A 26,312-nucleotide genomic window follows, 5' to 3' on the forward strand; every position below is an offset into this window, starting at 1 on the left:
CTCACATTCTTGTTTTAGTCTACGGGCTCGAGGTGATGAGTGAAACACTACCTGCTCGCCGGAATTGCAATCTTGGGTCTCTTGGGTGGGTGCTCGAGCCCGCCCCAAGCCAAACTTCAGGCCTCTATCGGAACCTACAACGCCAGCACCGCCGGGCGGTCGTACGTGCTGGTGCTGCGCCCCCAGCAGCAGCCCAACAGCATTACGGTAAATGTCAGCGGGCCAGGCGGGTACAGCGAGAGCATCGCCCTGCAGAACGCCACCTCCCGCACCCCCTCGGGGGTGTGGTGGCAGGTGGGCTGGAATGCTGGCCCCACCCTGAGCAGCGGCACCTATACCTTCTCGGCGCTCATAGACGGACAGACCGAACAGGTCTCGGTGCAGGTAGACGCCAGCAGCACCCTGGCCCGGCCCACCGTCAGCATCGGGAGCAACCCCACCACCCGTTCGGTTACGGCTTCCTGGAACCAGGTACCCGGCGCAGGTGCCTTCCTGGTACGGCTGGTCAACCGCACCACCGGTGGCGTGGTTGCCAGCGCACGGGTCACCTCGCTCAGCACCACCTTCAGCAGCCTGAACCTCAACACCAGCGACTCGTACGCGGTGGAGGTGTACGCCGCCAGCAGCAACATCGCCAACGACCCGCCCCTGGTTACAGGCCAGTTCAATATGTCGCTGGGTGAGAGCGCCAACTTTACCGTGAGTCCAGCGCCGTAAACTGCAAGAACCCCGCAGTTCACCCGGTATGCTGTTGGTATGCAAGACCTGGCCGCACAGGTGCAAACCTATCTGCAAATCTACGACCCGCTGGGCCTGGGTGAGCTGGCCCCCCCGGAGCAGCTCTACGGCCCGGTTGTGGCCGAAATCGTGGAAAAGCTAACCGCGGTTCAGAGCGCCGAAGAAGCCGCCCAGGCCATCCACCGCGTGCTGTATCTGACCTACGGCAACCAGGCCGGGCCCGTGCGCAACTACGCCGACCTGGGCCGGGATCTGTTCAGGTTGGTACAGCAGGGTGCATGAACCCTGCATGGTGCGCAAAGCCCTAGACCCCCCATTCCCCCGCCGTTACCCTGATACTTATGACCGCTGAAGAACGCCTGGCCCAGCTACCCCCCAAACTGCAAAGCGTGGTGAAAACCCTCGGAAGCGCACCGAAGGTCATCAAGACCGAGATGCTGCTGGAGTTTGCCAAGAAGATGCCCCCTTTACCCGAGGGCATGCAGGGCAAGCTCGAGCAGGTACACGAATGCACCACGCCCTTTTTCGTGCACGCCGAGCTCGAGAATAACCAGGTGCGCCTGTTTTTCGACGCTCCCAAGGAGGCCCCCACCGTGCGGGCCTTTGCTGGGCTGCTGGCCGAGGGGCTGGAAGGCGAGACACCCGAGGCGGTGCTGGGCGTACCGGAAGACTTCTATACCCTCGCCAAACTGGAAGAAATCATCACCCCCCTGCGGCTCAGGGGCTTGCAGGCCGTACTGGCCCGCATCAAGCGCCAGGTGCGCGAGGCGCAGGGGTAGACAAATCAGGGCTTGGGCGCGGACTGGCTGGCATGGCGCCGCTTGCGAGGAGGCGAGCGCCGGGTACCGGCCGAGGGCGGTTGGTCGGGAGCCGCCTCCCCGAACCCTGCGAACTGCTCGAGGTAGCTGCTACGGCCGTAGCTTTGCCGGCCCACGCGCACCACCTGGACACCCTCGAGCTCAAAGGCCACCCGCAAAACCGCCCGCAAGAGCCGGGGGCTGGGTGGGTCTTGCAGCACCAGCACCCCATTGGCGAGCTGCCCCCAGCACGTCTCTTCGCGGCTCCAGAACTGCCAGAGGCCCAGCTCCTCATCAGCAAACACCTCCAGGCCTTCCTGCCGCACCCGGTGGCGGTAGGGGTGGGGCCGGAAAAACTCATGGGCATACTGCCGGTACAGCGCCTCTTCCAGCGCCAGCAGGTCGGCGCGCAGCCGCAGGCGGGCGCGGTCGGTCAGGTGGGGTTCGTACAGGCGCTCGAGCAGGGCCATGCGAAGGGCCTCGAGATCCTGCGCATCTTCGGAGGGCTCTTCTTCCAGGGCCTCCTCGCCGTAGGGGTGGAGCCGCAAGGCCGGTTTGCCCAGCAGGGCGGCCTCGGCCTCGGCGTAGGTGGGGTACTCCACCAGCACCCCATCCTCCAGGCCCCAGAAACGGGTGGCCACCTTTTTGACCAGCTCCCGGTCGTGGGAGACGAACAACAGGGTGCCGGGGTACTCGGCCAAAGCCCGCTCGAGGGCCTCCAGAAGCTCGAGTTCGAGGTGGTTGGTGGGCTCGTCCATCACCAAGAGGCCGGCCCGCAAGGCCCCCAGCAAGGCCAGGCCGGCCCGGGCCCGCTCACCCCCGGAAAAGCGGCGAGGGGGATCGTCCCAGTGGGGGGGCCTGAAGCCCATCCGGCCCAGCAGGGCCGCTGCGCGGGCTTCACCAAAGCGGGCGGCGAACTGGGCGAAGAGGGGCCGGTCGGGCTCGAGGCCGTGGTAGTGCTGGTCGAGGTAGGCCGTGCTCACCCCGTAGCCCAGGGTACGCTCGCCGGCGTCGGGCAGTTCCCGCGATAAGAGCAGGCGCAGCAGGGTGGTCTTGCCCGCCCCGTTGGGGCCCAGAAGGGCAATGCGGTCGCCCCGGAAGATGCGCAGGGTGGCCTGGCGGATGACCTTCCGCGCCATCTGCGCGGCGTCAGCTGGGTAGGACTTTTCCAGGTCTTTGGCCTCGAGCACCAGCCTGGGCGTTCCCTCGGCGGCCATCTCCAGGCTCCAGCGGCGCTCGGGAGGGGGCGGGTCGGGTACCTGGATGCGCTCGGCCCGGGTTTGCAGCAGGGCCTTCTCGCTCTTGCGGCGATCCAGGCCGGGCCGCCTGCGGTCGGGCAGGGCCTGCAGCAGCCGCTCCCGCTCCTTGAGCGCTTCCAGGCGGGCTTTTTCCAGGGTGCGGCGGATGCGCTCGCGCTCTTGCAAGTAGGTTTCGTAGCCGCCCGGCACGCGAAACAGCCGACCGGCCTCCAGGTGATAGACCGTGGTAGCCACCCGGCGCACCAGCGCGCGGTCGTGGGAGATCAGCCCCACGGCCCCAGGGTAGGCCAGCAGCAGCTCTTCCAGCCGCAGGCGCATGCGCAGATCCAGGTGGGTGGTGGGCTCGTCCAGAAGCAGCACCTCGGCCCCGGAGAGAAAGGCCATCGCCAGGCCCAACCGCACCCCCTCGCCCCCCGAGAGCGTTTCGGCGGGCTGCTCCCACAGCGCACCCAGACCAAAGCCGGCCAGGGTGCGGGCCACCTGGCCTTTCCAAAACGACAGCTCGCGGATGCGCGACCACACCTCGCCCGCGTTTTCGGGGGGGGTGTTACGCAGCTCGAGTTCCGCCCGGTGCAATGGGGTGACGGCATAGGCCAGCCCGTAGACGGTGCCCCCGGTCGGGCGGAAATCCTGCGGCAGATAGAAGACCCGCACACCGGACGGGCGCAGCAGGCGGCCCTGGTCGAGGGACTTTTCCCCGCAAAGCACCTGAAACAGGGTGCTTTTGCCCGCCCCGTTGGGCCCCATCAGCGCCGCCCGCTCCCCGGCCTCGAGCCAGAAATCGGCTTGACTAAACAAAACCCGCTCGCCATAGGCTTTCTCAGCCTGGTGCAGGCGTAGCAGTACTCGAGGTCGCGACACAACCCTTCAAGCCTAGCGCGGTGCGGGCCCTGGGTCAAAGCCCCTGCAACCAGTGTTTCATTTAGCCGGCAATCTGCGTAACCTGAGCATTAAACCCGGCGAACCGGGGTGAATGTTGTTGAACTTCACCCTGCACTGGCCGGGAGAGGTGTTAAGGTAACAGGTATGACCGAAGTGCGCCTGCGCCCACTGGCTGTGAGCGACCTGCCCCGCGTACTCGAGTGGAGCCAGGATGAGGCCTTCTGCCTAGCCAACGGCTGGCCGGTGGGGCTGCCCGCCGAGCAGCTGCAGGACTGGTTTGTAAGGCTGCTCAATAACCCCCCAGCCGACCTGGTGCGCAAAGGCATTGTGATCACCACCCCAGAGCAGCCCGAGGGTTACCTGGTGGGGTTCGTGGATCTGCGCGAGGTTAATTTGCTGGAGAAGCGGGCCCGCTTGCGCATCGCCATCGGCGACGAGAGCCACCGGGGGCAGGGGGTGGGGTATGCCGCGGGCTTGCAGATGCTCGAGCACGGCTTTGGCGAGCTGGGCCTGGAGCGCATCACCGCCGAGGTGCCCAGCTCCAACAGCCGGATGCTGGCCCTCCTGGAAAAGCTGGGTTTCCAGCGCGAAGGGGTTTTGCGACAGCACGAGACCCGGCAGGGCATCAAGGAAGACATTCACCTGTTCGGGATGCTGCGCGAGGAGTTTGAGGCTTACAGTAGAACAATCCGGCTCGAGGCCTCCTCCTCACAGTCCTAGACAGCCTCGGAGCGGCGCCCGCCCTCGAGCAAGCCGGCCTCCAGCTCCTCGAGCAGGGCGTAGAGCTGCTCGAGCTTGCGCTGACCCAGGATGCGCTCGATCTCGGCATAGACCCCCACCACCTCGGGCTTGATCTCTTCCACCAGGGCCTGCGCGGTCTCGGTCAGGCGCACCCGAATACTGCGGCCATCGGCCTGGTTGGCATAGCGGCGCACCAGGCCCCGCTGTTCCATGCGGCGCAAGATGCCGGTCATGCTGGGCAGAAGAATCCGGCACTGTTCGGCCAGCTGGGATATCTCCAGCCCCTCGTGCCCATCCAGCGCCCGCAAAATACGCCACTGTTGCTCGGTGAGGCCATGCCGGCTGAGGACGGTGCGGAACCGCTGCACCACCGCCTCGCGGGTGCGCAGCAGGGCCATGGGCAGCGAGTGGGTAAGGTCGCGCAGTAGCCGGCTGGAGGGGTCTTTGGGAGTGGATGCAGACATCGGGGGTTCCTCGGATGGGGACAATTGTACCCTGGCTTGCAAAGCAGGACGTGGTTTTACTTAATATATTAAGTATCACAACCGTTTGTTTATAGCCTGGCTCACATATAGCAAAGGAGTGCAATGGTCGAGTTCAAAGGCAGTATCGTACCCCTGGTGACACCGTTCAAGAACGGTGCAATCGACGAAGCCACGCTGGAGCGGCTCATCGAACGGCAGATCGAAGCGGGCTCCCACGCCCTGAGCGTGGGCGGCACCACCGGCGAGCCGGGCACCCTGAGTGTAGAAGAGCGCAAGTACCTGATCGAGCTGGCCCTGCGGTTTATCCGGGGGCGTGTACCCCTGCTGGCCGGCACGGGCACCCTGCGGCTCGACGAGACCCTGGAGATCACCCAGGCCGCCTACAAGATGGGGGCGCAGGGGGCGCTGGTCATCACGCCTTACTACATCAAGCCCAACCAGGAGGGGCTCTACCGGTTTTTCGGCCAGGTGGCCCAGGCCGTGCCGGAGATGCCCATCGTGCTCTACAACATTCCAGGCCGGGCCGGGGTCGAGATCAAGGTCGAGACGGTGGCCCGCCTGCGGCGGGACTTCAAGAACATCGTGGGCCTCAAGCACTCCTCCAAGGACGTGGAGTACGTCTCGGAGCTGCTGCGCAGAGTGGGGCGCGACTTTAGCGTGTACTGCGGCCTCGAGGCCCTTACCTTCCCCATGATGTGCGTGGGGGCGGTGGGCACCATCGCCGCCACGGCCAACTGGCTGCCCAGGGAGACCGCCCAGATGTGCCAGCTCACCCTGGAGGGCCGGTTCAAGGAGGCGCTCGAGCTGCACTACTACGGCCTCGAGGCCAACGAGGCGGTCTTCTGGGATACCAACCCCATCCCCCTCAAAACCGTGCTTTCCTGGATGGGCCTGTGCGAAAAGGAATGGCGCGAGCCCCTGGGCCCCACCACCCCCGAGATCGAGGCCCGGCTGCGCCGCATGGCCGAGTCGTATGGCCTGGTTCCCGCCAAAGAGAGCCATCCCCCCGTGCTGCCCGACCCGTCGGGTAAGCAGTATGTGTAGAGGCTAAGGCATGAAACTCGCCCGCTTCATCTCCAAAGGCCGCACCCTGCAAGGGTATCTCCAGGACGGGATGCTGCTCGATCATGCCGGTGAGGCCCACCACCCCGATGCGGTGCAGTGGCTGCTCCCGGTTGAGCCCGGCAAGGTGATCGCCCTGGCCCTGAACTTCGCCGAACACGCCGAGGAGTTTGGCCTCCGGCGCCCCAGCGAACCGGCCCTCTTCTGGAAGCCCAACACCAGCCTGCTGCCCCACAAGGGCACGGTCATCTACCCCCGGGGGGCCCGGTTCATGCACTTCGAGTGCGAGCTGGCGGTGATTATCGGGCGCCACGCCCGCCGGGTCAAGGCCAAGGACGCCATGGACTACGTGGGGGGCTACACCATCGCCAACGACCTGGTGGTGCGCGACTACGTGAGCAACACCTTCCGCCCGCCCATCCGGGCCAAGGGCTGGGATACCTTCGGCCCGCTGGGGCCCTTCTACGTCACCGCCGACGAGATCCCCGACCCTCACAACCTGCGGATGCGGGCCTACGTCAACGGCGAGCTGCGCCAGGAGGCCACCACCCAGGGTATGATTTTTTCCATCCCGGAGATCATCGAGTTCATCAGCCGCTTCATGACCCTGGAGCCGGGCGACGTGCTGCTCACCGGCACGCCCAAGGGCATCTCCCAGGTGCACCCCGGTGACCTGATGCGAATGGAAATCGAGGGCCTGGGAGCGCTGGAAAACAACATTGAGTGGGAAACTGAAGAGGCTGAACCGCTCATTTCCGAGGAAGGCGATAGGTCAGTGGTACTATGAGGATCTCTGAAAAAACCCAGGCCACCCAGCGCGCATCAGGGCTTGGCGAATTCACTCAGCAGGATCCGCTCGAGGCCAGGATGCTTGATTCCTTCATCGTTAGTCAGAAAAACCGAGCAACCACTCTGCAAAGCTGTGGTGACATGAATCGCATCAGGCAACTTCAGGCCGGTGGTTGCGCAAAGTCGAGCCGCCTCCACCAGGATACTCCGAGAGACTGGAACCACCTCGAAGGCTTTACGGTTGCGAATGGCGAAGTCGTAAACCGCCTGATGCTGAACGTTGCCGGTCTGAAATGGCTTAATCAAGGCTTCAGCCAAGGACAGCTCACTGGTAACGGCTTTAACGGCCGCCTTGTCTATAGCCGCGAACAACTCTTCCAAGACACCATCAAATTCTGGAAAACCCTCAAGGGCATAGATAAAAACATTTACATCCAAATAGGCTTTTCGCCCGGCAATCCGACTTACGATTCCCAAGCGGCGCGCTCCTTGCGAATGAAATCCTCTGCCTCTTTTGCCGAAGAGAAGTTGCCTTTGGCTTTTCCCAAGAGGCTATGGAGCGTGGGCAAGGGGCTATCGGGCTCGAGTAAAACAATAACTTCGGCGGTAGCACCTTCATGCAGCTCAGGCGCGTCAAGTTCGATGCGCCCACCTTTTTTCACTACAACTTTTCGCCGAAGCGCGAGCATAGCGCCATTGTATCAGGAGGTGTTCCTTTGAAAGTTGCTGAAAAAACCCAGGCCATCCGTCCTGAGTTCATCGCGCAGGTACGGCAGAAGATTGCCAGCCATACGGTCATGCACTTCATCAACAGCGAGTTTGTAGCGGGGGTTAGGGGCGAGGTGTTCGAGAGCCTCGAGCCCTCCAACAACCAGGTGCTGGCCTACGCCTACAAGGGCCACGCCGAGGACGTGGACAAGGCCGCCAAAGCCGCCAAAGCCGCTTTCCCCAAATGGAAGCAGAGCGCCAAAGCCCGCAAAAAATACCTGCTCAAGCTGGCCGAGCTGCTGGAGAAGCACGCCGACGAACTGGCGGTGATAGAGTGCCTGGACGCCGGGCAGGTCTTGCGGATTGTGCGGGCCCAGGTGGCGCGGGCCGCCGAGAACTTTAGCTTCTACGCCGAGTACGCCGAACGGGCCATGGACGGGCGCAGCTACCCGGTGGACGGCGAGTGGCTCAACTATAGCATCCGCGTGCCGGTGGGGGTTTGTGGCATTATCACCCCCTGGAACGCCCCCTTGATGCTCTCCACCTGGCGTATAGCCCCCGCTTTGGCCTTTGGCAACACGGTGGTTCTGAAACCCGCCGAGTGGTCGCCCCTTACAGCCTGGAAGCTGGCAGAAATCATGCAGGAAGCCGACCTACCGCCGGGGGTTTTCAATGTGGTGCAGGGCATTGGCGAGGAGGCCGGCGATGCGGTGGTGCGCCACCCGGACATCCCCCTCATCGCCTTCACCGGCGAGACCACCACCGGCAGTATCATCACCCGCAACAGCGCGGAGCACATTAAGCGGCTTTCCCTCGAGCTCGGCGGGAAATCCCCGGCCATCGTCTTCGAGGACGCCGACCTCGAGCGGGCCCTGGATGCCACCGTCTTCCAGATCTACAGCTTCAACGGCGAGCGCTGCACCGCCAACTCGAGGGCGCTGGTGCAGGAGAGCATCTTTGAGGAGTTCGTACAGCGCCTGGCCGAGCGGGCCGCCCGGATTAAGGTGGGGCATCCCCTCGAGCCCGAGACCGAGGTGGGCCCCCTGATCCACCCCGAGCACCTACAGCGCGTGCTGGGCTATGTGGAAATTGGCAAGCAGGAGTCGCGGCACATCTTCGGCGGCGAGCGGATCGGCACCGAGGGCAACTATATACGGCCCGGCCTGTTTGTGGCCGAAAACCATCACCGCATTGCGCAGGAAGAGATCTTTGGCCCCATCCTGACCGTCATCCCCTTCAAGGACGAGGCCGACGCCCTGCAAAAGGCCAACGACTCCAAGTACGGCCTGGCCTCCTACGTCTGGACGCGGGACGTGGCCCGGGCGCACCGCATGGCCCTGCACCTCGAGGCCGGCATGACCTGGATCAACTCGCACAACGTGCGGCACCTGCCCACCCCCTTCGGCGGGGTCAAGATGAGTGGCACCCACCGCGAGGGGGGCGAGCACAGCCTGGAGTTCTACACCGAGCTGAAGCACATCGCCCTGCCGCTCTTCGAGCACCCCATTCCCAAGTTTGGCAAGTGAAGGAGGCTTTTATGGCACGCAGCGGCAAGGAGTACCTACAAGCCCTCAAAGAGAACCCGCCCAACCTCTGGTACAAGGGCCAGAAGGTTGAAGACCCCACCACCCACCCGGTCTTCCGGGGCATCACCCAGGCCCTGGCCGGGCTGTACGATATGCAGCACGACCCGCGCTACCGCGAGATTTTGACCTACGAAGAGGGCGGTAAGCGCCACGCTATGAGCCTGCTACCGGCCCGAACCAAGGAAGACCTATCCCGGCGCAGCGCGGCCTACAAGCTCTGGGCCGATGCCCACCTGGGCATGATGGGGCGCAGCCCGGACTACCTGAACGCGGTGCTGATGGCCTTCGAGCAGAGCGCCGAGTTCTTTGGGCCTTACGCCGATAATGTGCGCCACTACGTGCAGTACGTGCGGGAAAACGACCTCGCCACCACCCACTGCCTCACCAACCCCCAGGTCAACCGGGCCAAGAGCAACCTCGAGCAGCCCGACCCCTACATCCCATTGGGGGTGGTGAGCGAGAACCAAAAAGGCATCGTGGTACGGGGGGCCCGGATGCTCTCCACCCTGCCCACCGCCGATGAGCTTTTGGTCTTCCCCTCCACCCTGCTTAAGGAAGGGCCGGGGGCCGACAGGTACGCGGTGGCCTTTGCCATCCCCACCAACACCCCAGGGCTACACTTCATCAGCCGGGAAAGCATGGCCGTGGGGGACTCGAGCTTCGACCACCCCCTGAGCAGCCGGCTGGAGGAGATGGACTGCCTCACGGTCTTCGACGATGTCTTTGTGCCCTGGGAGCGGGTCTTCATCTACAAAGACCTGCAGCGCTGCAACACCGCCTACGCCGAGACCGGGGCCCTGATGCACATGGCGCATCAGGTGGTGGTGCTCAAAAACGCCAAGACCGAGGCCTTTTTGGGGCTGGTCTCGCTGATGGGCGAGGCCATCGGGGCCGATGTCTTCCCCCACGTGCAGGAAAAAATCGCCGAGATTATCGTTTATCTGGAGGCCATGAAGGGCTTCTGGGCCCGGGCCGAGCGCGACGCCCAGCCCAACAAATACGGCCTGGTCTGCCCCGACCGGGGGGCCATCGACGGCGCGCGCAACCTGTACCCCCGGCTTTACCCCCGCATCCACGAGATCGTCCAGCAGATCGCGGCCTCGGGCCTGATCACCCTGCCCTCCGAACACGACTTCGACTCCCCCCTGGCCCCTTACCTGGAAAAGTTCCTGCAATCGGCCACCCTACCGGCCAAAGAGCGCGTGCAGCTCTTCCGCCTGGCCTGGGATATGACCTTGAGCGGCTTCGGCGCGCGCCAGACCCTTTACGAGCGCTTCTTCTTCGGCGACCCGGTGCGCATGTACCAGACCCTCTACGCGGTCTACGACAAGGAGCCCTACAAGGAGCGCATCCGGCAGTATCTGGGCTGGAAAGCCCAGGCCCAGCCAGAGGTGGTGGCCAGCGACTAGCACCACAAACCTTATGGAAACCACCCAGCCCACCCTCCAAGACCGGCTCCGCCAGGCCATGCGCTGCTGGCCCAGTGGGGTCACAGTGATTGCTGCCCGCTTCCAGGGGGAGGCCCGCGGCATGACCGCCAGCAGCTTTACCAGCGTGAGCCTGGAGCCGCCCCTCATCCTGGTCTGCATCAACCAGACCGCCCAGCTCTGGCCCGTTCTGGAGCGCGCGGGGCAGTTTTCCGTGAACCTCCTGCCCGAGGGGCACGAACACATCTCCGACCACTTTGCCGGGCGCCCCATCGAGGGCTACGAGCCCCTTACCGCCGAAGACCCCCCGGCCCTCGAGGGGGCTCTGGCTACACTCTTCTGCCGAACCTGGGCGGTCTATCCGGGGGGCACCCACAAGATTGTGGTGGGACAGGTGGAACGCGTGACGCTGGGCAGCGGGGCCCGGCCCCTGCTCTACTGGAACCGGGGCTACCGGCAGCTGTCCTGAAGCGAGGTGACTATGACCCAGACCCCCAACATCATCCGCATCGGCCACGGGGTGTTCTACGTGACCGATCTGGAGCGTTCGCGCCACTTCTACGTGGATTTACTGGGCCTGAACGTGCTGCACGAAAGCCAGAGCGCCCTCTACCTGCGCGGTACGGAAGACCGCGAGTGGACCCTCAAGCTCGAGCTGGCCCCCGAGCCCGGCGTCAAGCACCTGGGCTACCGGGTGGCCGGTGAACTGGATCTGCAACTCCTGGCCGAGCTGGCCGAGGCCCTGAACCTACCCTATCGCTGGGAGAGTGAGCAAGACCGGCCCAGAATGCTGCGCCTGCAGGATCCCTTTGGGGTTCCCCTGGTCTTCTACGCCGAAAGCCAGAAATACCCCTGGCTTCTGCAACGCTACGACCTGCATAGAGGCCCCGGCATCCAGCGCATTGACCACATCAACGTGATGACCCCGCAGGTGGGGGCCATGACCCGCTGGTACATGGACAGGCTGGCCTTCCGCCTCTCGGAGTACACCGAGGACGACGAGGGCCGGATCTGGGCGGCCTGGATCCACCGCAAGGGCAACGTGCACGACCTGGCCCTCACCAACGGCGCCGGCCCCCGGCTGCACCACTTGGCCTACTGGATGCCCGATGCCATGAGCATCATCCGGGCCTGCGACATCCTGGCCGGGGCCATGCAAACCGAGGCCATCGAGCGCGGGCCGGGCCGCCACGGTATCTCCAACGCCTTCTTCCTGTACCTGCGCGACCCCGACGGCCACCGCATCGAGCTGTACACCTCCGACTACAGCACGGTCGACCCCGATTTCGAGCCCATCCGCTGGAGCCTCAACGACCCCCGCCGCCAGACCCTGTGGGGCGCCAAAACCCCCAAGAGCTGGTTCCTGGAGGGCTCGCTTCTGGAGGCCTTCGAGGGGGGCTGGGTACAGCCGCAGGAGTCGGAGTTACAGGGGCTGCCGCAGCACGTCATCTAACCGGCTGACCTAAATAGCCCAAACGGTTGAGCGTAGAACCGATTCGGCGTTCTTGACAGTGAGAAACCCTGCGTTTAGACTGTCGCCCAACACAAGGTTAAACAAACGAGTGTTTGTTTGGTTGAGGGAGGCTTGGTGAAGGAAACGGTAGCATTACTGGGGGCAGGCACAATGGGCCGGGGCATCGCCGAGGTGGCGGCCCTGGCCGGGCATGCGGTCTGGCTCTACGACCCCCTCGAGGCCGCCCTCGAGCGCGCCCTGGCCGAAATTCGCACCGACCTGCAAAAGATGTCCGAAAAGGGCCGCCTGGTGGGCACGCCGGACGAGGTTCTATCGCGTATACGGCCCACCCAGTCGCTGGAGGACTGCGCAGGGGCCGCCTGGGTGATTGAAGCGGCGCCGGAGCAGCTCGAGCTCAAGCAAGAGCTGCTGGGCCAGCTGGGCGAACGCAACCCGGACAACATCCTGGCCAGCAACACCTCAACCCTTTCCATCTCGGCCATCGCCGCCAGGGTCAAGCACCCTGAGCGGGTGCTGGGGCTGCACTTCTTCAACCCCGCCCAGCGCATGAAGCTGGTGGAGGTGGTGGGGGGGCTACAGACCGCTCCCACACTGCTGGAGCGCGCGCTGGAGCTGATGCGAAGCTGGGGCAAGGAGCCCGTGCAGGTGGTGGATGCCCCCGGCTTCCTGGTAAACCGGGTGGCCCGGCCCTTTTACGGCGAGGCCCTGAGGCTGCACGGCGAGGGCATCGCCAAAGAGCACATAGACTGGATTCTGCGCGGCATGGGCTTCCCCATGGGGCCCTTCGAGCTGATGGACTTGATCGGGCTGGATGTCAACTACGCCGCCTCGAGCTCGGTCTATCAGGCCTTCTACGGCGAACCCCGCTACCGGCCCCATCCCTTGCAGTACCAGCGGGTGGCCGCGGGCATGCTGGGCCGCAAAACCGGCCAGGGCTGGTACACCTACCCCCCCGGCCCGCCCAGGCCGCCCGCCCCGCCCCCGGTGCAGACCCAGGACACCCCCCTGCCCCTGATTGTGGGGCCCAACTCGCTGGCCCGGGAGCTGCGGGCCCGCTTCCGGCACACCGAAAACCCCGCCGAGGCCCGGTTTGTGCTGGACTGCCGGGTCAAGCTCGAGCGCAAGCACGACCTTCCCGCGAACCTGCCGGTGGTCTCGCTGGTCTGGGGACACTCGGCCAGCAGCGCGCAGGCCGAGTTCCGGGAGCGCCCGGTGGCCGGTTTCAGCCTGGTGCCACCCATCGGGGAACAGGCCATCGTTGAACTCTTTGCACCCCTGAGCGGGGAGAGCGAGGCCCTAAAGCTGGCCCAGACTTACTTCAGTGCCCACGGACACCACACCCTGCTTCTGCCCGACCAGCCCGGCGGGGTGGGGTTCCGCATCCTGGCCCTGCTCATCAACGAGGCCGTCTCGGCCCTGGCCGAAGGGGTGGCCAGCCCCGCCGACCTGAACCGCGCCATGCGCCTGGGCACGGGCTATCCCCTGGGGCCCCTGGAGTGGGCCGAGCGGCTCTGGCTCAAGCCGCTCTTGCGGGCCCTGGAAGGGCTGCAGGCCGAGCTGGGCGAGGATCGCTACCGTCCCCACCCCCTGCTGCGCCGGATGGTGGCTGCAGGTCTGGAAACTTTCGGAAATCTGTCCTTGGCCCCACACGCCAAGGGAGATTGGCAAACCCGCGAGGAGGAGGCAGTATGAAGCGAGTTTTGGTAGGACTACTGGCCCTTGGACTGGGGCTGGGCCTGGCCCAGCAGGCCCCCCTGAAGATCGGGGTGGTGGTCTCGGCCACCGGCCCCGCCGCCAGCCTGGGCATCCCCGAGCGCAACACCCTGGTGCTCCTGGAAGAACAGGTCAACCGCCGGGGCGGGGTGGCGGGCCGTCCGGTGCAGTTTGTGATTATTGACGATGCCTCGGACACCACCCAGGCGGTGCGGGCCACCCGGCGCCTGATCCAAGAAGACCAGGTGTTAGCCATTATTGGTACCACCACCACCCCGGCCAGCCTGGGCATGATCGATGTTGTGGCCGAGGCCGGTGTGCCCAAAATCTCCCTGGCGGCCAACCTCGAGATCGTCTTCCCGGTGGATGAAAAGCGGCGTTGGGTGTTCAAAACCCCCCAGACCGAACAGCAGATGAGCCAGCCCATCGTGCGGGACATGGCCGCTTCCGGGGTCAAGACCGCCGCCTACATCGGCTTTAACGACGCCTACGGCGAGGGCTGGGCCCGGGCCTTCGAGGCGGCGGCCCGCGAGGCCGGCATCCAGGTGGTGGCCTCCGAGCGCTTTGCCCGCACCGACACCTCGGTGGCCGGTCAGGTGCTGCGCATCCTGGCCCGCAACCCCGATGCGGTCTTGATCGGCGGCTCGGGCACCGCACCGGTGCTGCCCCAGCGCACCCTGCGCGAGCGCGGCTACCGGGGCCTCATCTACCAGACCCACGGCGTGGCCAACCCCGACTTCCTGCGCGTAGGCGGCGATCTGCTGATCGGCACCCGCCTGCCCGCCGGCCCGGTGCTGGTCTTCGACCAGCTCCCCCCCGACTTCCCCAACCGGCAGGTGGCCACCAGTTACGTGCAGCAGTACGAGGCCCGCTTCGGCATCGGCAGCTACTCCACCTTTGGCGGCCACGCCTACGACGCCTGGGCTATTCTGCGCCCGGCCCTCGAGCGCGCTCTGCGCCGCGAGCAGACCACCAACCTGGCCGCCTTCCGCCGGGTGCTGCGCGACGAGATCGAGGCCACCCGCAATGTGGTGGGCACCCACGGCATCTTCAACATGTCGCCCACCGACCACCTGGGCCTGCGCTTCAACGAGGCTGCGGTGATGGTGGAAATCATCAAGACACCCGCTGGCAAGCTGGACTGGAAGCTGCTGCGAACCTTCAGGTAAGGGGCCTGGGGGTGGCGAGGTAACAAATCCTCCCCACCCCCTCCCCCGCTCTTTTCTTATGGATTGGACCATCCTATCTTTCCTCACCGCCGACGCGCTGCAAAACGGCACCATTTACGCGCTACTGGCGCTCTCGCTGGTGCTGGTGTTTGCGGTCACACGGGTGATCCTGGTGCCGCTCGGCGAGTTTTTGGTCTATGCCCCACTCACCTATGTGTGGTTTTTGCCGGCCGAGGTGAGCGGGCTTAATCTGCAGGGCCAGATTCCTGGCACAGCCTGGCTGGCGGCGGCCATGCTGCTCTGGTGGGCCATTTTAGACCGTACAAATCTCAGACGTGCCGGTTTGCTGGCTTTGAGTGCGCTGGGGGTGCTGGGCCTGGCCTGGTGGGGGGCCCAGGGGGTACCGCTGTGGCTGGGCTGGCTGCTGGCCATCCTGGTGGTGCTGCCCATTGGCCCGGCTTCCTACCGGCTTTTCTTCGAACCCGCCAAGAATGCCAGCGTGCTCACCTACCTGATTATCGCGGTGGGGCTGCACTTTGCCTTTATGGGCCTGGGGCTGGTGTTTTTCGGCCCCGAGCAGTTCCGCCTGCCCGCCATCCTGGGGGGGCAGACCACCATTGGGCTGGTGCCGGTCAACAACCAGGCCTTCCTGGTCTACGGCTTCGCGCTTCTGGCCATGGTGGGCCTGTACCTGTTCTTCACCCGAAGCATCTACGGCAAGGCCCTGCGGGCCTGTGCGGTCAACCGCTACGGAGCCCGGCTGCTGGGCATCAGCCCCAGCCAGGCCGGCTATGTTTCCTTTGGCATTGCCACCCTCATCGCCTGCGTGAGCGGGATGCTGCTGGCCCCCCTGATCTCCCCGGCCTACTTCCAGGGCTTCTTGCTGGGACTCAAGGGCTTTGTGGCCGGCATTCTGGGTGGCCTTATCAGCTATCCGCTGGCGGTGGTGGGGGCCTTGCTGGTGGGGGCCATGGAGTCCTGGGCCTCGTTTCAGGCCAGCGCCTATAAAGACGCCATCGTGTTCGCCCTGCTGCTGCCCATCCTCTTGTGGCGCAGCCTGCAAAGCCAGGAGCTGGGGGAGGAGGACTGATGAAGCTTCAACTATCCCCCATCACCCTGGCGGCCGTGGGGATGCTGCTCTTGCTGCCGCTCTTGCTACCCCCGTCCTCGTTTTACCTGACGGTGGGCAACTACATCGCCTTTGGCGCGCTGGTCGCGCTGGGGCTGTACCTGCTCACCGGCCTCTCGGGCATGACCAGTTTCGGCCAGGCGGCCTTCATGGGGCTGGCCGCCTACACCAGCGCCCTCCTGACCATCGGCCAGGGCTTTAGCCCCTGGCTGACCCTGCCGCTGGGGGTGCTGGCTGCGGTGGTGGGCGCGGTGGTGCTGGGCGGCATCACCGCCCGGCTCAAGGGCCACTACCTGCCCCTTTCCACCATCGCCTGGTGCATGGCCCTGTACATCGTGATGGGAAGCTGGATTGGCCTTACCGGTGGGCACACTGGCTTGCGCGGCATCCCCTCAGTTTCGGTGTTCGGCTGGAGCCTGAACGACAGCAGAAGCTACTTTTACCTGGCCTGGTTTTTTGTGCTGCTGGGCACCTGGACCGCCTGGAACCTGACCAATAGCCGCATAGGGCGGGCCATGCGGGCCTCCAAAGGAGATGCGGTGGCAGCGGCCAGCTTCGGGGTGAACCCGGCGGTGCTCAAGCTGCAGGTCTTCGTGCTCTCGGCCATCTACGCCGGGGTGGCCGGCTGGCTTTATGTGCACTACCAGAAGTTTATCAACCCCACCCCCTTCAGCCTGGAGGCCTCCATCAAATACCTGATTGCAGCGGTGGCCGGGGGGGTGGGCAGCATCCCGGGGGTCATCCTGGGCTCGGGGCTGGTCACGGGCCTCGAGGAGATCCTCAAGGGTCTGCTGCCGCGCATTTTCGGCCGCACCGGCAACTACGAGATCATCGCCTATGGCCTGATCCTGGTGCTCATCCTGATGTTCGCCCCCAAGGGGCTGTGGCCCTTCCTCGAGCGCTACCTACCCAAAGCCCGCCCGCAAAACCCCAGCGGCCGCGGCCTGCCGGGCCGGCTGGCTTCGGGCAAGCCCGGCGAGGTGCTGCTCGAGGTGGACAATCTGAGCAAGAGCTTCGGTGGTCTGCTGGCGGTCAACGGCATCAGCTTCCAGCTTCGGCGGGGCGAGATTCTGGCCCTGATTGGCCCCAACGGGGCCGGCAAGTCCACCTGCTTCAACATGATTACCTCGGTCTATGCGCCCAGCCAGGGCACGGTGCGCTTCAAGGGCCAGCCCATCGCGGGCCGGATGCCCTACGAGGTGCACCGGCTGGGAATTGCCCGCACCTTCCAGCACCCCCACCTCTTCCCCGAGATGACCGTGCTGGAAAACGCCGCCCTGGGCACCTACGCCCGCACCCGGCGGGGCCTGCTGGCCTCCATGCTGGGGTTCAACCGGGCCGAGGAGGCGGCGGCCCTGGCCGAGGCCTACCGGGCGCTGGAGCGGGTGGGCCTGGCCCACCTGGCCCACCAGAAAGCCGATGGGCTGGCCATCGGTCAGCTCAGGCTGCTGGAGATTGCCCGCGCCCTGGCCTCGGGGCCCGAGGTGCTGCTCCTGGACGAGCCGGCGGCCGGGCTGCGGGCCGGGGAAAAGCGCCAGTTCGCCGCCCTGATTCGCAAGCTGGTGAACGAAGGAGTGACGGTGCTTTTGGTAGACCACGACATGGATCTGGTAATGGGGCTGGTAGACCGGGTGGTGGTGATGCATTATGGGGAAAAGCTGGCCGAAGGCACCCCCGCCGAAGTACAGCGCAATCCCAGGGTGATCGAGGCCTACCTGGGGGAGGCCGCATGAGCGTGCTGGAAGTGCAAAACCTCACCGTGCGCTACGGGGCCGTGGAGGCCGTGCGCAACCTGTCCCTCACGGTAGGGGCGGGCGAGGCCATCACCCTCATCGGCCCCAACGGGGCCGGCAAGAGCAGCACCCTCAAGGGGATTGTGGGGCTGGTGAACGCCAGCGGTACGGTGCGCTACCAGGGCCAGGCCCAGCCCCGGCGCAGCCCGGAAGCCCTGGCCGCCCAGGGCCTGGTGATGGTGCCCGAGAAGCGGGAACTCTTCGCCTCGATGGAGGTGGAGGACAACCTGCTGCTGGGGGCCTTTACCCGCTTCCAGCGCCGCGAGAAAGGCATCCGGGAGGACCTCGAGCGCGTCTATACCCTCTTCCCCCGCCTGCGCGAGCGCCGCAAACAACTGGCCGGCACCATGTCCGGGGGCGAGCAGCAGATGCTGGCCATCGGGCGGGCCCTGATGGCCCGACCCAAGCTGCTGCTGCTCGACGAGCCCAGCCTGGGGCTGGCCCCTTTGATCGTGCAGGAGATTTTCCACATCCTGGGCGAGCTCAAAGCCCAGGGCACCCCCATCTTGGTGGTGGAGCAAAACGCCCGCATGGCCCTCAAGCTGGCCGACCGGGGGTATGTGCTCGAGGCCGGCGAGCTGGTGATGGAAGGCCGCGGCCAGGATCTCTTGCACGACCCGCGGGTGATCGAGTCGTACCTGGGCATCCGCAGCAAGACCGAAGCCTGACCATGCACACCACCGACCCCTATATGCAGCTTCTGGGCCTGGAAACCCGGCTGGTGGAGCCCGGCCGGGCCGTGGTGGCCGCCCAGGTCAGGCCCGAGCACCTCAACATCCACGGGGCCTGCCACGGCGGCTTCCTGTACAGCCTGGCCGACGCGGCTTTTGCCCTGGCCTCCAACTCGCACGGCACCGCCGCGGTGGCCCTCACCACCCAGATGCAGTACTTCAAGGCCGTGCAGGCCGGTGAGCACCTCGAGGCCCACGCCAGCGAGGAGAACCTGGGCCGGCGCACCGCCACCTACCGCATCGAGGTTCGCAGCAATGGGCGCGTGGTAGCCCTCTTTACCGGCACGGTCTTCCGCTTTGCCGAGGGCTAGCCTGTTCGCAAAAGGCGCTTGTGGATACAAGCCCGATAGGATAAAACACCTTATGACCATGGAAGCCTACATTCTGGACGCTGTTCGCACACCGGTCGGCAAGCATGGGGGCGCCCTTTCCTCGGTGCGCCCCGACGACCTGGGGGCCATCCCGCTCAAGGCCCTGCTGGAGCGCACCGGTATCCCTGGTAGCGACGTGGAGGACGTGTATATGGGCTGCGCCAACCAGGCCGGCGAGGACAACCGCAACGTGGCCCGCATGTCGCTGCTGCTGGCCGGACTGCCCATCAGCGTGGGCGGCTCCACCATCAACCGCCTGTGCGGGAGCGGGCTGGACGCTGTAGCCAGCGCCGCGCGGGCCATCTGGGCCGGGGAAGGCCAGGTGTACATAGGGGGCGGGGTGGAGAGCATGAGCCGCGCCCCCTGGGTGATGCCCAAAGCCGAAAAGGGCTTTGCCACCGGCAACGTCACCCTCTATGACACCACCCTGGGCTGGCGGCTGGTGAACCCCCGCATGAAGGAGCTCTACGGCACCGAGGCGATGGGCGAGACCGCCGAAAACCTGGCCGAGCAGTACAAAATTAGCCGCGAGGCCCAGGACAGGTTTGCCCTGCACTCGCATCAAAAGGCCATCCGGGCCCAGCAGAGCGGCGCTTTTGCCAGCCAGATGGTTCCGGTGGAGGTCAAGGACCGCAAAGGAAATAGCACCCTGGTGCAGACCGACGAGGGCCCCCGGGCCGACACCAGCCTCGAGGCCCTGGCCCAGCTCAAGCCGGTCTTCCGGGCCGGGGGCAGCGTGACCGCCGGCAACTCCTCTTCGCTCAACGACGGGGCCGCGGCGGTTCTGCTGGCCTCCGAGGCCTACGCCAGGGCCCACGGGCTCAAACCCCTGGCCCGGGTGCGGGCCATCGCGGTCGCAGGGGTGGAGCCGCGCATTATGGGCATCGGGCCGGTGCCCGCCACCCACAAAGCCCTGCAGCGGGCTGGCCTTACCATGCAAGACATCGGCCTGATTGAGCTGAACGAGGCCTTCGCCGCCCAGAGCCTGGCCGTGCTGCAGGAGTGGGGCCTCGAGCCCGAGGATGAGCGGCTCAACGTCAACGGCGGGGCCATCGCCATCGGCCACCCCCTGGGCTGCTCGGGGGCCCGCATCCTGACCAATCTGGTGCACGAGATGCAGCGCCGCGAGGTGCAGTTTGGCCTGGCTACCATGTGCATCGGGGTGGGGCAGGGCATCGCCATGGTGGTGGAGCGGGTATGAAGGTGCTCGAGCAGTTCAACCTACAGGGCAAAACCGCCCTGGTGACCGGGGGCTCGAGGGGCCTGGGCCTGGAGATCGCCTGCGGCCTGCGCGAGGCCGGGGCCCGGGTGGCCCTGCTGGCCCGGCGGGAAAGCTTCTTTGCGGAGGCCCTGAAGCTCATCCCCGATGCCATGCCCATTGTGGGCAACGTGCAGGACGAAGGGAGCCTGGAGGCCGCTTTTGCCCGGGTGGGCCCGGTGGACATCCTGGTCAACGCCGCCGGGGTGACCTGGGGCCAGGACGCCCTGGAAGTGCCGGTGGAGAAGATCCGCGAGGTGCTGGATATCAACGTCACCGGGGCTTTTCTGGCCTCGCGGATCGCCGCCCGCGGCATGAAGGCCCGCGGCTACGGCAAAATCCTCAACATCGCCTCGGTCGCGGGCCTGGCCGGCAGCCCCAGCGAGGTGATGGACGCCGCCGCCTACTCGGCCTCCAAGGGCGCGCTCATCGCCCTGACGCGCGACCTGGCGGTCAAGTGGGGGCCCTTTGGTATCCGCGTGAACGCCCTGGCGCCGGGCTTCTTCCCTACCCGCATGACCGAAAAACTGCTGGCCCGTACCGAAGAGCTGGTGCGCGAGCGCACACCGCTGGGCCGCATCGGGAAAACCGGCGAGCTGGCCGCGGCTGCTTTGTACCTGTGCAGCCCGGCCTCGGACTACGTAACCGGGCAGGTTCTGGCGGTGGATGGGGGGATGACCGCGCTATGAGCCAGGCTTCGGCCACCTGGGTTGCAGATAGCACCACCCCGCCGCGGGTGTAAATTATCGTTCTGAAGCCAATCGACCTCGAGGTGCCTATGCCCATGTTCCAACCCGAACTCGAGACCCTTCCCCGCCCCAAGCTCACCGAACTGCAAAACCAGCGCCTGCGCGAGCAGGTCGCCTACGTGTACGAACGGGTGCCCTTCTACCGGCGGGCCTTCGATGAACGGGGGCTCAAACCCAGCGACATCCGGGGGGTAGAGGATCTGCCCAAGCTCCCCTTTACCAAAAAGAAAGACCTGCGCGAGACCTACCCCTTTGGGATGTTTGCCGTGCCCCGCCAAGAGCTCGCCCGCATCCACGCCTCCAGCGGCACCACCGGCAAGCCCACGGTGGTGGGTTATACCAAAGGCGACCTGGAGATCTTCGCCGAGGTGGTGGCCCGCTCCCTGGCGGCAGCGGGGGGCCGGCCCGGCATGATGCTGCACAACGCCTACGGCTACGGGCTTTTTACCGGCGGGCTGGGCCTGCACGGCGGCGCGGAGAAGCTGGGCATGGTCGTGGTGCCCATCTCGGGCGGCATGACCGAGCGGCAGGTTATGCTCATCCAGGACTTCAAGCCCGAGATGATCGCCTGCACCCCCTCCTATGCCCAGACCCTGGCCGAGGAGTTCAAAAAGCGCGGCATCGCGCCCGAGGAGATTAGCCTGCAGTACGCCATCCTGGGGGCCGAGCCCTGGACCGAGGCCATTCGCAAAAGCGTGGACGAGGGGCTGGGGGTCAGGGCCACCAACATCTACGGCCTCTCGGAGATCATCGGGCCGGGGGTTTCCAACGAGGACGTGAACGAGCGCGAAGGGCTCAGCTACATCTGGGAAGACCACTTCTACCCCGAGGTGGTCGACCCCGAGACCGGCGACCCCCTGCCCGAGGGCCAGGTGGGGGTGCTGGTCTTCACCACCCTGACCAAAAAGGCCATGCCCATTTTGCGCTACTGGACGGGCGACCTGACCTACATCACCCGCGAGCCCGGCCCCTCGGGGCGCACCCACGCCCGCATGGCCCAGATCAAAGGCCGCACCGACGACATGCTGATCGTGCGGGGGGTGAACGTCTACCCCACCCAGATCGAGGCGGTGCTGAAGGAGATTCCCGAGGTGGTGCCCCACTATCAGATTGTGCTCACCCGCCAGGGCCCCCTGGACGAGATGGAGCTTAAGCTCGAGGTCGCCGAGCCTTTCTTCCGCGAAATCGGGCAGAAGGTGCTTTCCGACGAGGTCATCGAGGCCGACCAGCGGCTGGCCCACCTGCGCGAGAAAGTGGCCCGCAAAATCAAGGACAACGTGGGCATCTCGGTGAAGGTCTCCCTCCTCAACCCCGGCACAGCCCCCCGCAGCGAGGGCGGCAAGCTCAGGCGGGTGGCCGACCTGCGCAAGCTATGAAACCCATTCCCCCCGGCTACCAGGCCAGCTTCGAGACGGTGGTCACCGAGGAGATGACCGTGGACTTCGAGCACCCCGACGACCCCCAGCTGGGCAAGCTGCACCCGGTCTACGCCACCTACTGGATGGCCAAGCACATGGAGCTGGCCGGGCGCAAGATCATCCTGCCTTTCCTGGAAGAGGGGGAGGAGGGCATCGGCTCCAAGGTGAGCGTGGATCATCTGGCCTCGGCCCTGCCCGGCATGAAGGTGCGCATTGTGGCCGAGCACCTGCGCACCGAAGGCAACCGGGTGCACGCCCGGTGCACCGCCTGGAACGAGCTGGGCGACCGGATCGGGGTGGGCTACACCGAGCAGGTGATCCTGCCGAGGGCCAAGCTGCTGCAAATTTTCGAGAAGCTCCAGACGCGCTGGCAGGGTCAGCACAAGTAAATGGCACCTTTGCCAACCGCCGTCTGCACCCCTTAACCTGATACCGTGAAGCGCCTCCCCCTCTTCCCCCTGCCCGAGACCGTGGTTTTTCCAGGGCTGCTGATTCCGCTGTACATCTTCGAGGAACGCTACAAGCAGATGGTGCGGGATCTGCTGGCCCAGAGCGAAGACCAGCGGCGGTTTGTGATTACCCTGGCCACCGCACAGGGCTACCGGGAGGTGGGGGGGTACGTGGACTTACTGGCGGCTTCGGAAAACCCGGACGGCACCTTCAACATCGTGTGCCGGGGCGGGGAGCGCTGCCGGGTGGAGGGGGTGGGTGTTTTTGAAAAGAACCTTTACCAGACCACCCTGGACATCCCCTGGCCCCTCGAGCGCAGCGCCCGCAGCGAGGAAATTGTGGCGGCCTGGGATGCCATGGAGGTTTTTCGCAGCTACATGGCCGGGGTCGCCGACCCCAGCGCCCTGGAAGAGGCCATCGCCAACCTGCCCGACGATCCCCTTTACCAGGCCTCTTTTCTGTGCGTGAACCTGCGGGTCTCTGCACTGGATCGGCAGGCTCTGCTCGAGGCCCCCTCCCTTATTGCCCGGCTCGAGCTGGCGCAGACCCTCATGCGCCAGGGCTCGATGGCCGGCAGCAGCGCCGAGGCCTGATTCAAACCACCCGGCGCCGCAACTGGGCCAGCCCCAGGCTGAACAGCAGCAAAGAGGCCGACAACAGGGCAAAAACCGCCGTGACCTCGTCCTGGCGCACGCGCCAGGACATCTGCCGGGAAAGGTTGCGGTAAGTCTCCTTGAGCTTGGCCGCCGAGTCCACGAAGAAATACTGGCCGTCGCCCACCCGGGCAATCTCTTTGAGGGTCTCTTCGTCGAACTGGGCCGCCAGGGCATACTGCTCGGGCAGGCCCGGCACCGGGCCGTCCGTGGCTCGGCCAATGCCAATGGTATGCACCCGGATCTGCAGACGGGCCGCCTCCTGCGCGGCCTCAACCGGGTCTACCCCGCCCAGGCTGCGCCCATCGGTGAGCAGGATGATGGTGGCCAGGCGCCTGGGGTCAGGGTCTTCGGCGCGCTCGGAAAGGGGGGGCAGGGCCTGGATGCTCTCCAGAATGGCATCGCCGATGGCTGTACCCAGGTTCAGCTCCAAAAAATCCACCGCCTCCAGCAAGCGCCTCCGGTCGGTGGTGAGGGGCACCACCAGATGGGCATCCCGCGCAAACGTAACCAGGGCCAGCCGCACACCCTCCGGTAGCTCGCGGATGAAGGTGCGCAGGGCCGCCCGGGCCGCCTCAAAACGGCTGGGTTGCACATCGGTGGCCCGCATCGAGAGGCTGATGTCCACCGTCAGCACCACCGCCGCCTTGGGATCGGCCTGCCACACCGGCAGGGAGGGCCGGGCCAGGGCCAGCACCACCGCTACCAGGGCCAGCAGATACAGCCCGGCCGGGAGGTGCTGCCACCCGCCAGGGACTTTGCGAGAGCGGGCCAGCGCCGCCGCGTCGGGGTGCAGCACCACCAGCTCGGAGGGCCGCCGCAAAGCGCGCCCGTACAGCCAGACCAGCAGGGGAACCAGCAGCAACAAAGCCAGCGCCCAGGGCCACAGAAAAACCATTCAGATCACCCGTACCACAAAGCCCATCGTCATTATGGTACGCGCCGCTGCCAGCGCAGGCTCAGCCCAGCCGCCAGAATCATCAACACGGCGGCCAGGGCCGAAAGCAGCGAGGAAATCTCGGTTCTGGTGCCCTCCCAGCGGATAACCACCCCCAACTCCCTTACAATCGCCCGCAGGGCCTCCTCGGTGGGTGGGTAGGTGTTTTTCCCCCCGGTGGCCTGGGCGATTTGCTCGAGGTTTCTGGGTTCAAAGGGAATATAGTAGTTGCGCCCTTCGATCTGGGTCACCGCGCCACCGGGCTGTCCCATGGGGAAGGTGTACAGCCTCACGTTGGCGTTTTTGGCAAAACGGGCCGCGACCTCGAGGGTCGTGCGGGTGGGCAACGCGGGGTTGCTGCTCACGTTGGAGACCCCGTCCGACAGAATCACCACGCTGCCTGGGGGCAGGTCGGCTGGGGGCTGAACCTGCTGGGGCAAGGGCAGATCGGGGATGCCCTGCAGGGGATCGGGCTGGCCCAGACCGGGGGGTTGTAATACCAAATCTCCCTCGAGGTGACACCTATAGTAGGATTGGGGAATGGGTCGTAGGATTGCCCCAATCGATTGGACTGAAAGCGCAGAGGAGCTGGAGGCACAGTATAGACGGGAGAAGCACCTGGAACGACGTAAACGGCTGCAGGCGATGTGGCTGGTACGTCGAGGCAAAGCTGCACAGGATGCGGCCAAAGAAGTGGGGATTGGACGTAAAACCCTCAACCGGTGGCTGGCTTGGTATCGGGCCGGGGGATTGCAGGAGGTGTTGAAGCGCGTACCGGGCTGGGGGGTCAAGGTCAGTCGAGCCTGGTTGGATCAAGATAGGACTTACGCAGTTGGGTGAAGGATGTGTATGGGATTGGCCAGGTAACTTCGTATCGCCTCGCGGATAATACTTGCCTTGGACTCATACCAACTCACCCCCGTTCGCAAGCGGTACACCTCCAGCCTCAGAAAAGCACGTAGGGACAGAAGAAGGTGGCCCAGGATAGAGGCCCTCTTTCTCACCTGGGCCCGCTCCACCCCGCAACACCCCTTGAGCCCCCGGTGGTAGACCTCGATACCCCAGCCTGCCCGCTCCAACTCCCCCCGCCGACCTTCAGTCATCCCCAGGTCGTTGGTCGCCCAGTGCTCCGCGTCCCCGTCTTTCGAAACCGTCCGGAACACCCTGACCAGACCAAAACCCCTCAGGTGCACCACCCGCCCCTCCGGCGGTATCTCCACCTCGCTCACCGGCCGAAGCCCCTCCCTATCCGGGTTCACCTGCCGGTTCCCCTTCAGCCGCGTGAGGAAGCGCCAGCCCAGGCGAGCAATCTCCTTCAGGTTCTCCAGCGAAGCGTACCAGCTATCCATTAGCACGTACGCTGGAGCAAACCCCCGTCCCTTGGCTACCCGCAGCATCTCCATAAAGTGCTCGTTCTTGGTCGTCCCTTCCCAGGGCTTGTCATAAATCCTGAAGTCGCAGGGGATGAGGGCCTGGCCCTCCGTCCACAGCAGGGTCATGAGGGCGATCCCCTTGACCACCCGCTGGTGCTTGCCGCTCCAGTGGTAGGTCACCAGCTCCATCCGCTGGGCATAGGGTTTATCCAGGGTGGTGTCGTCCAGGATCAGAAGCCCCCGGGTGGGCTCCACCACGGCCCTGGCCTCCTGCCACAGCGCCTCCGTGTCGGGAGGCTGTCGCTGGAGCAGGCGGGTGAAGGCGTCGTGGGCGGGAGCGCTGGGTTCCTCGGGTTGGCAGCGGGCGGCTTCGGTACAGGTGAAGACCTTCTGGGCGGCGATGAGGAAGTGGATATAGTCCAGGTCGGTGCACTTTGGGGGGTTCATAGCAGCTAACTCCTCTTGGCCTGTTTGCTTTGCAGAAAAGGGTAGCCGAGTAGAGGGGTGAGAGGCAACTGCGTAACTCCTACAAGACCAACAACTGGAACTGCGAGCCGAGAGTGCCCAAGGAAGCTTTCGCACCTACGAAGAAGCGCGGCAGTGGGTGCAACAACGCTTTG

29 protein-coding genes are annotated in these 26,312 nt (G+C 65.4%); 22 read left to right on the forward strand and 7 right to left on the reverse strand.

Annotated features, from left to right (window positions below; all coding sequences use genetic code 11):
* Positions 1-39: 39 nt before the first annotated feature.
* Genes MTAI_RS08295 through MTAI_RS08305 form a run of 3 tightly spaced genes read left to right on the forward strand, consistent with a single transcriptional unit; the run spans position 40 to position 1,517 of the window.
* Positions 40-717 carry a hypothetical protein gene (locus MTAI_RS08295; RefSeq protein ID WP_223299831.1) on the forward strand — a complete coding sequence of 226 codons (678 nt, stop codon included), beginning with the start codon at positions 40-42 and terminating at the stop codon, positions 715-717.
* Positions 718-756: 39 nt separating this feature from the next.
* On the forward strand, positions 757-1,020 hold the full coding sequence (locus tag MTAI_RS08300) for a hypothetical protein (protein ID WP_027887881.1): 264 nt from the start codon (positions 757-759) through the stop codon (positions 1,018-1,020).
* A 59-nt stretch (positions 1,021-1,079) separates the two neighbouring features.
* The gene (locus MTAI_RS08305) at positions 1,080-1,517 is read left to right on the forward strand and encodes a SufE family protein (protein WP_027887880.1); all 438 of its coding nucleotides are present in this window, start codon (positions 1,080-1,082) and stop codon (positions 1,515-1,517) included.
* Between the two features lie 5 nt (positions 1,518-1,522).
* On the opposite strand, the gene MTAI_RS08310 is transcribed toward MTAI_RS08305, so the two are convergent.
* The gene (locus tag MTAI_RS08310; RefSeq protein ID WP_027887879.1) at positions 1,523-3,655 is read right to left on the reverse strand and encodes an ABC-F family ATP-binding cassette domain-containing protein; all 2,133 of its coding nucleotides are present in this window, start codon (positions 3,653-3,655) and stop codon (positions 1,523-1,525) included.
* 165 nt (positions 3,656-3,820) lie between these two features.
* Between MTAI_RS08310 and MTAI_RS08315 the strand changes: the two genes are divergently transcribed.
* Complete coding sequence (locus tag MTAI_RS08315) at positions 3,821-4,396, forward strand: GNAT family N-acetyltransferase (protein WP_027887878.1); 576 nt, start codon at positions 3,821-3,823, stop codon at positions 4,394-4,396.
* Here the strand turns inward: MTAI_RS08315 and hpaR are convergent.
* Entirely contained in the window at positions 4,393-4,881 is a 489-nt protein-coding gene (gene hpaR / locus MTAI_RS08320; RefSeq protein ID WP_027887877.1) for a homoprotocatechuate degradation operon regulator HpaR, read from the reverse strand. The genes MTAI_RS08315 and hpaR overlap by 4 nt on opposite strands.
* Positions 4,882-5,004: 123 nt before the next feature.
* Between hpaR and hpaI the strand changes: the two genes are divergently transcribed.
* Positions 5,005-5,946: a 2,4-dihydroxyhept-2-ene-1,7-dioic acid aldolase gene (hpaI, locus tag MTAI_RS08325; protein ID WP_027887876.1), complete on the forward strand. Its 942-nt coding sequence runs from the start codon at positions 5,005-5,007 to the stop codon at positions 5,944-5,946.
* A 10-nt stretch (positions 5,947-5,956) separates the two neighbouring features.
* Positions 5,957-6,751 (forward strand): fumarylacetoacetate hydrolase family protein, encoded by a 795-nt coding sequence (locus tag MTAI_RS08330; RefSeq protein WP_027887875.1) that lies wholly within the window; start codon positions 5,957-5,959, stop codon positions 6,749-6,751.
* 35 nt (positions 6,752-6,786) lie between these two features.
* Here the strand turns inward: MTAI_RS08330 and MTAI_RS08335 are convergent, their stop codons facing one another.
* Complete coding sequence (locus tag MTAI_RS08335; protein ID WP_027887874.1) at positions 6,787-7,230, reverse strand: type II toxin-antitoxin system VapC family toxin; 444 nt, start codon at positions 7,228-7,230, stop codon at positions 6,787-6,789.
* Positions 7,218-7,442, reverse strand: a complete 225-nt coding sequence (locus tag MTAI_RS08340) for a hypothetical protein (protein WP_081698378.1) — start codon at positions 7,440-7,442, stop codon at positions 7,218-7,220. The genes MTAI_RS08335 and MTAI_RS08340 overlap by 13 nt, the downstream gene beginning before the upstream one ends.
* 27 nt (positions 7,443-7,469) lie before the next feature.
* On the opposite strand from MTAI_RS08340, the gene hpaE reads away from it, so the two are divergent.
* From hpaE to MTAI_RS08415, 15 genes are all read left to right on the forward strand, one after another.
* A complete protein-coding gene (gene hpaE / locus MTAI_RS08345; RefSeq protein ID WP_027887873.1) occupies positions 7,470-8,987 on the forward strand; it encodes a 5-carboxymethyl-2-hydroxymuconate semialdehyde dehydrogenase in 1,518 nt (505 codons plus the stop codon).
* A gap of 11 nt (positions 8,988-8,998) precedes the next feature.
* Positions 8,999-10,456, forward strand: a complete 1,458-nt coding sequence (gene hpaB, locus MTAI_RS08350; RefSeq protein ID WP_027887872.1) for a 4-hydroxyphenylacetate 3-monooxygenase, oxygenase component — start codon at positions 8,999-9,001, stop codon at positions 10,454-10,456.
* 13 nt (positions 10,457-10,469) lie between these two features.
* Positions 10,470-10,943 (forward strand): 4-hydroxyphenylacetate 3-monooxygenase reductase subunit, encoded by a 474-nt coding sequence (gene hpaC / locus MTAI_RS08355; RefSeq protein WP_027887871.1) that lies wholly within the window; start codon positions 10,470-10,472, stop codon positions 10,941-10,943.
* A 12-nt stretch (positions 10,944-10,955) separates the two neighbouring features.
* Complete coding sequence (gene hpaD, locus MTAI_RS08360; protein WP_027887870.1) at positions 10,956-11,927, forward strand: 3,4-dihydroxyphenylacetate 2,3-dioxygenase; 972 nt, start codon at positions 10,956-10,958, stop codon at positions 11,925-11,927.
* 135 nt (positions 11,928-12,062) lie between these two features.
* Entirely contained in the window at positions 12,063-13,640 is a 1,578-nt protein-coding gene (locus MTAI_RS08365) for a 3-hydroxyacyl-CoA dehydrogenase NAD-binding domain-containing protein (protein ID WP_027887869.1), read from the forward strand.
* Positions 13,637-14,830: an ABC transporter substrate-binding protein gene (locus MTAI_RS08370; protein ID WP_027887868.1), complete on the forward strand. Its 1,194-nt coding sequence runs from the start codon at positions 13,637-13,639 to the stop codon at positions 14,828-14,830. The genes MTAI_RS08365 and MTAI_RS08370 overlap by 4 nt, the downstream gene beginning before the upstream one ends.
* Before the next feature lie 58 nt (positions 14,831-14,888).
* The gene (locus tag MTAI_RS08375) at positions 14,889-15,920 is read left to right on the forward strand and encodes a branched-chain amino acid ABC transporter permease (RefSeq protein ID WP_027887867.1); all 1,032 of its coding nucleotides are present in this window, start codon (positions 14,889-14,891) and stop codon (positions 15,918-15,920) included.
* On the forward strand, positions 15,920-17,692 hold the full coding sequence (locus MTAI_RS08380) for a branched-chain amino acid ABC transporter ATP-binding protein/permease (protein WP_051349819.1): 1,773 nt from the start codon (positions 15,920-15,922) through the stop codon (positions 17,690-17,692). The genes MTAI_RS08375 and MTAI_RS08380 overlap by 1 nt, the downstream gene beginning before the upstream one ends.
* Complete coding sequence (locus tag MTAI_RS08385) at positions 17,689-18,420, forward strand: ABC transporter ATP-binding protein (protein WP_027887866.1); 732 nt, start codon at positions 17,689-17,691, stop codon at positions 18,418-18,420. Before MTAI_RS08380 ends, MTAI_RS08385 begins: the two co-directional genes overlap by 4 nt.
* Positions 18,421-18,422: 2 nt before the next feature.
* The gene (gene paaI, locus MTAI_RS08390; RefSeq protein ID WP_027887865.1) at positions 18,423-18,794 is read left to right on the forward strand and encodes a hydroxyphenylacetyl-CoA thioesterase PaaI; all 372 of its coding nucleotides are present in this window, start codon (positions 18,423-18,425) and stop codon (positions 18,792-18,794) included.
* 52 nt (positions 18,795-18,846) lie between these two features.
* A complete protein-coding gene (gene pcaF / locus MTAI_RS08395) occupies positions 18,847-20,055 on the forward strand; it encodes a 3-oxoadipyl-CoA thiolase (protein ID WP_027887864.1) in 1,209 nt (402 codons plus the stop codon).
* The gene (locus tag MTAI_RS08400; RefSeq protein WP_027887863.1) at positions 20,052-20,801 is read left to right on the forward strand and encodes an SDR family oxidoreductase; all 750 of its coding nucleotides are present in this window, start codon (positions 20,052-20,054) and stop codon (positions 20,799-20,801) included. The genes pcaF and MTAI_RS08400 overlap by 4 nt, the downstream gene beginning before the upstream one ends.
* Positions 20,802-20,896: 95 nt before the next feature.
* Positions 20,897-22,237, forward strand: a complete 1,341-nt coding sequence (locus MTAI_RS08405; protein ID WP_027887862.1) for a phenylacetate--CoA ligase — start codon at positions 20,897-20,899, stop codon at positions 22,235-22,237.
* Entirely contained in the window at positions 22,234-22,668 is a 435-nt protein-coding gene (locus MTAI_RS08410; RefSeq protein WP_027887861.1) for a thioesterase family protein, read from the forward strand. Before MTAI_RS08405 ends, MTAI_RS08410 begins: the two co-directional genes overlap by 4 nt.
* A gap of 45 nt (positions 22,669-22,713) precedes the next feature.
* On the forward strand, positions 22,714-23,322 hold the full coding sequence (locus MTAI_RS08415; RefSeq protein ID WP_027887860.1) for an LON peptidase substrate-binding domain-containing protein: 609 nt from the start codon (positions 22,714-22,716) through the stop codon (positions 23,320-23,322).
* A 1-nt stretch (position 23,323) separates the two neighbouring features.
* Here MTAI_RS08415 and MTAI_RS08420 read toward each other — a convergent pair whose 3' ends face one another.
* A complete protein-coding gene (locus MTAI_RS08420; RefSeq protein ID WP_027887859.1) occupies positions 23,324-24,280 on the reverse strand; it encodes a vWA domain-containing protein in 957 nt (318 codons plus the stop codon).
* Positions 24,281-24,312: 32 nt separating this feature from the next.
* Complete coding sequence (locus MTAI_RS08425; RefSeq protein ID WP_223299799.1) at positions 24,313-24,822, reverse strand: vWA domain-containing protein; 510 nt, start codon at positions 24,820-24,822, stop codon at positions 24,313-24,315.
* Between the two features lie 37 nt (positions 24,823-24,859).
* On the opposite strand from MTAI_RS08425, the gene MTAI_RS08430 reads away from it, so the two are divergent.
* A complete protein-coding gene (locus MTAI_RS08430; RefSeq protein WP_187388527.1) occupies positions 24,860-25,159 on the forward strand; it encodes a helix-turn-helix domain-containing protein in 300 nt (99 codons plus the stop codon).
* On the opposite strand, the gene MTAI_RS08435 is transcribed toward MTAI_RS08430, so the two are convergent.
* Positions 25,144-26,139: an IS701 family transposase gene (locus MTAI_RS08435; protein ID WP_187388528.1), complete on the reverse strand. Its 996-nt coding sequence runs from the start codon at positions 26,137-26,139 to the stop codon at positions 25,144-25,146. The two genes, MTAI_RS08430 and MTAI_RS08435, sit on opposite strands and share 16 nt — an antisense overlap.
* Positions 26,140-26,312: the final 173 nt, after the last annotated feature.

Origin of the sequence: Meiothermus taiwanensis WR-220 (assembly GCF_003568585.1) — a bacterium.
Lineage (GTDB): Bacteria > Deinococcota > Deinococci > Deinococcales > Thermaceae > Meiothermus > Meiothermus taiwanensis.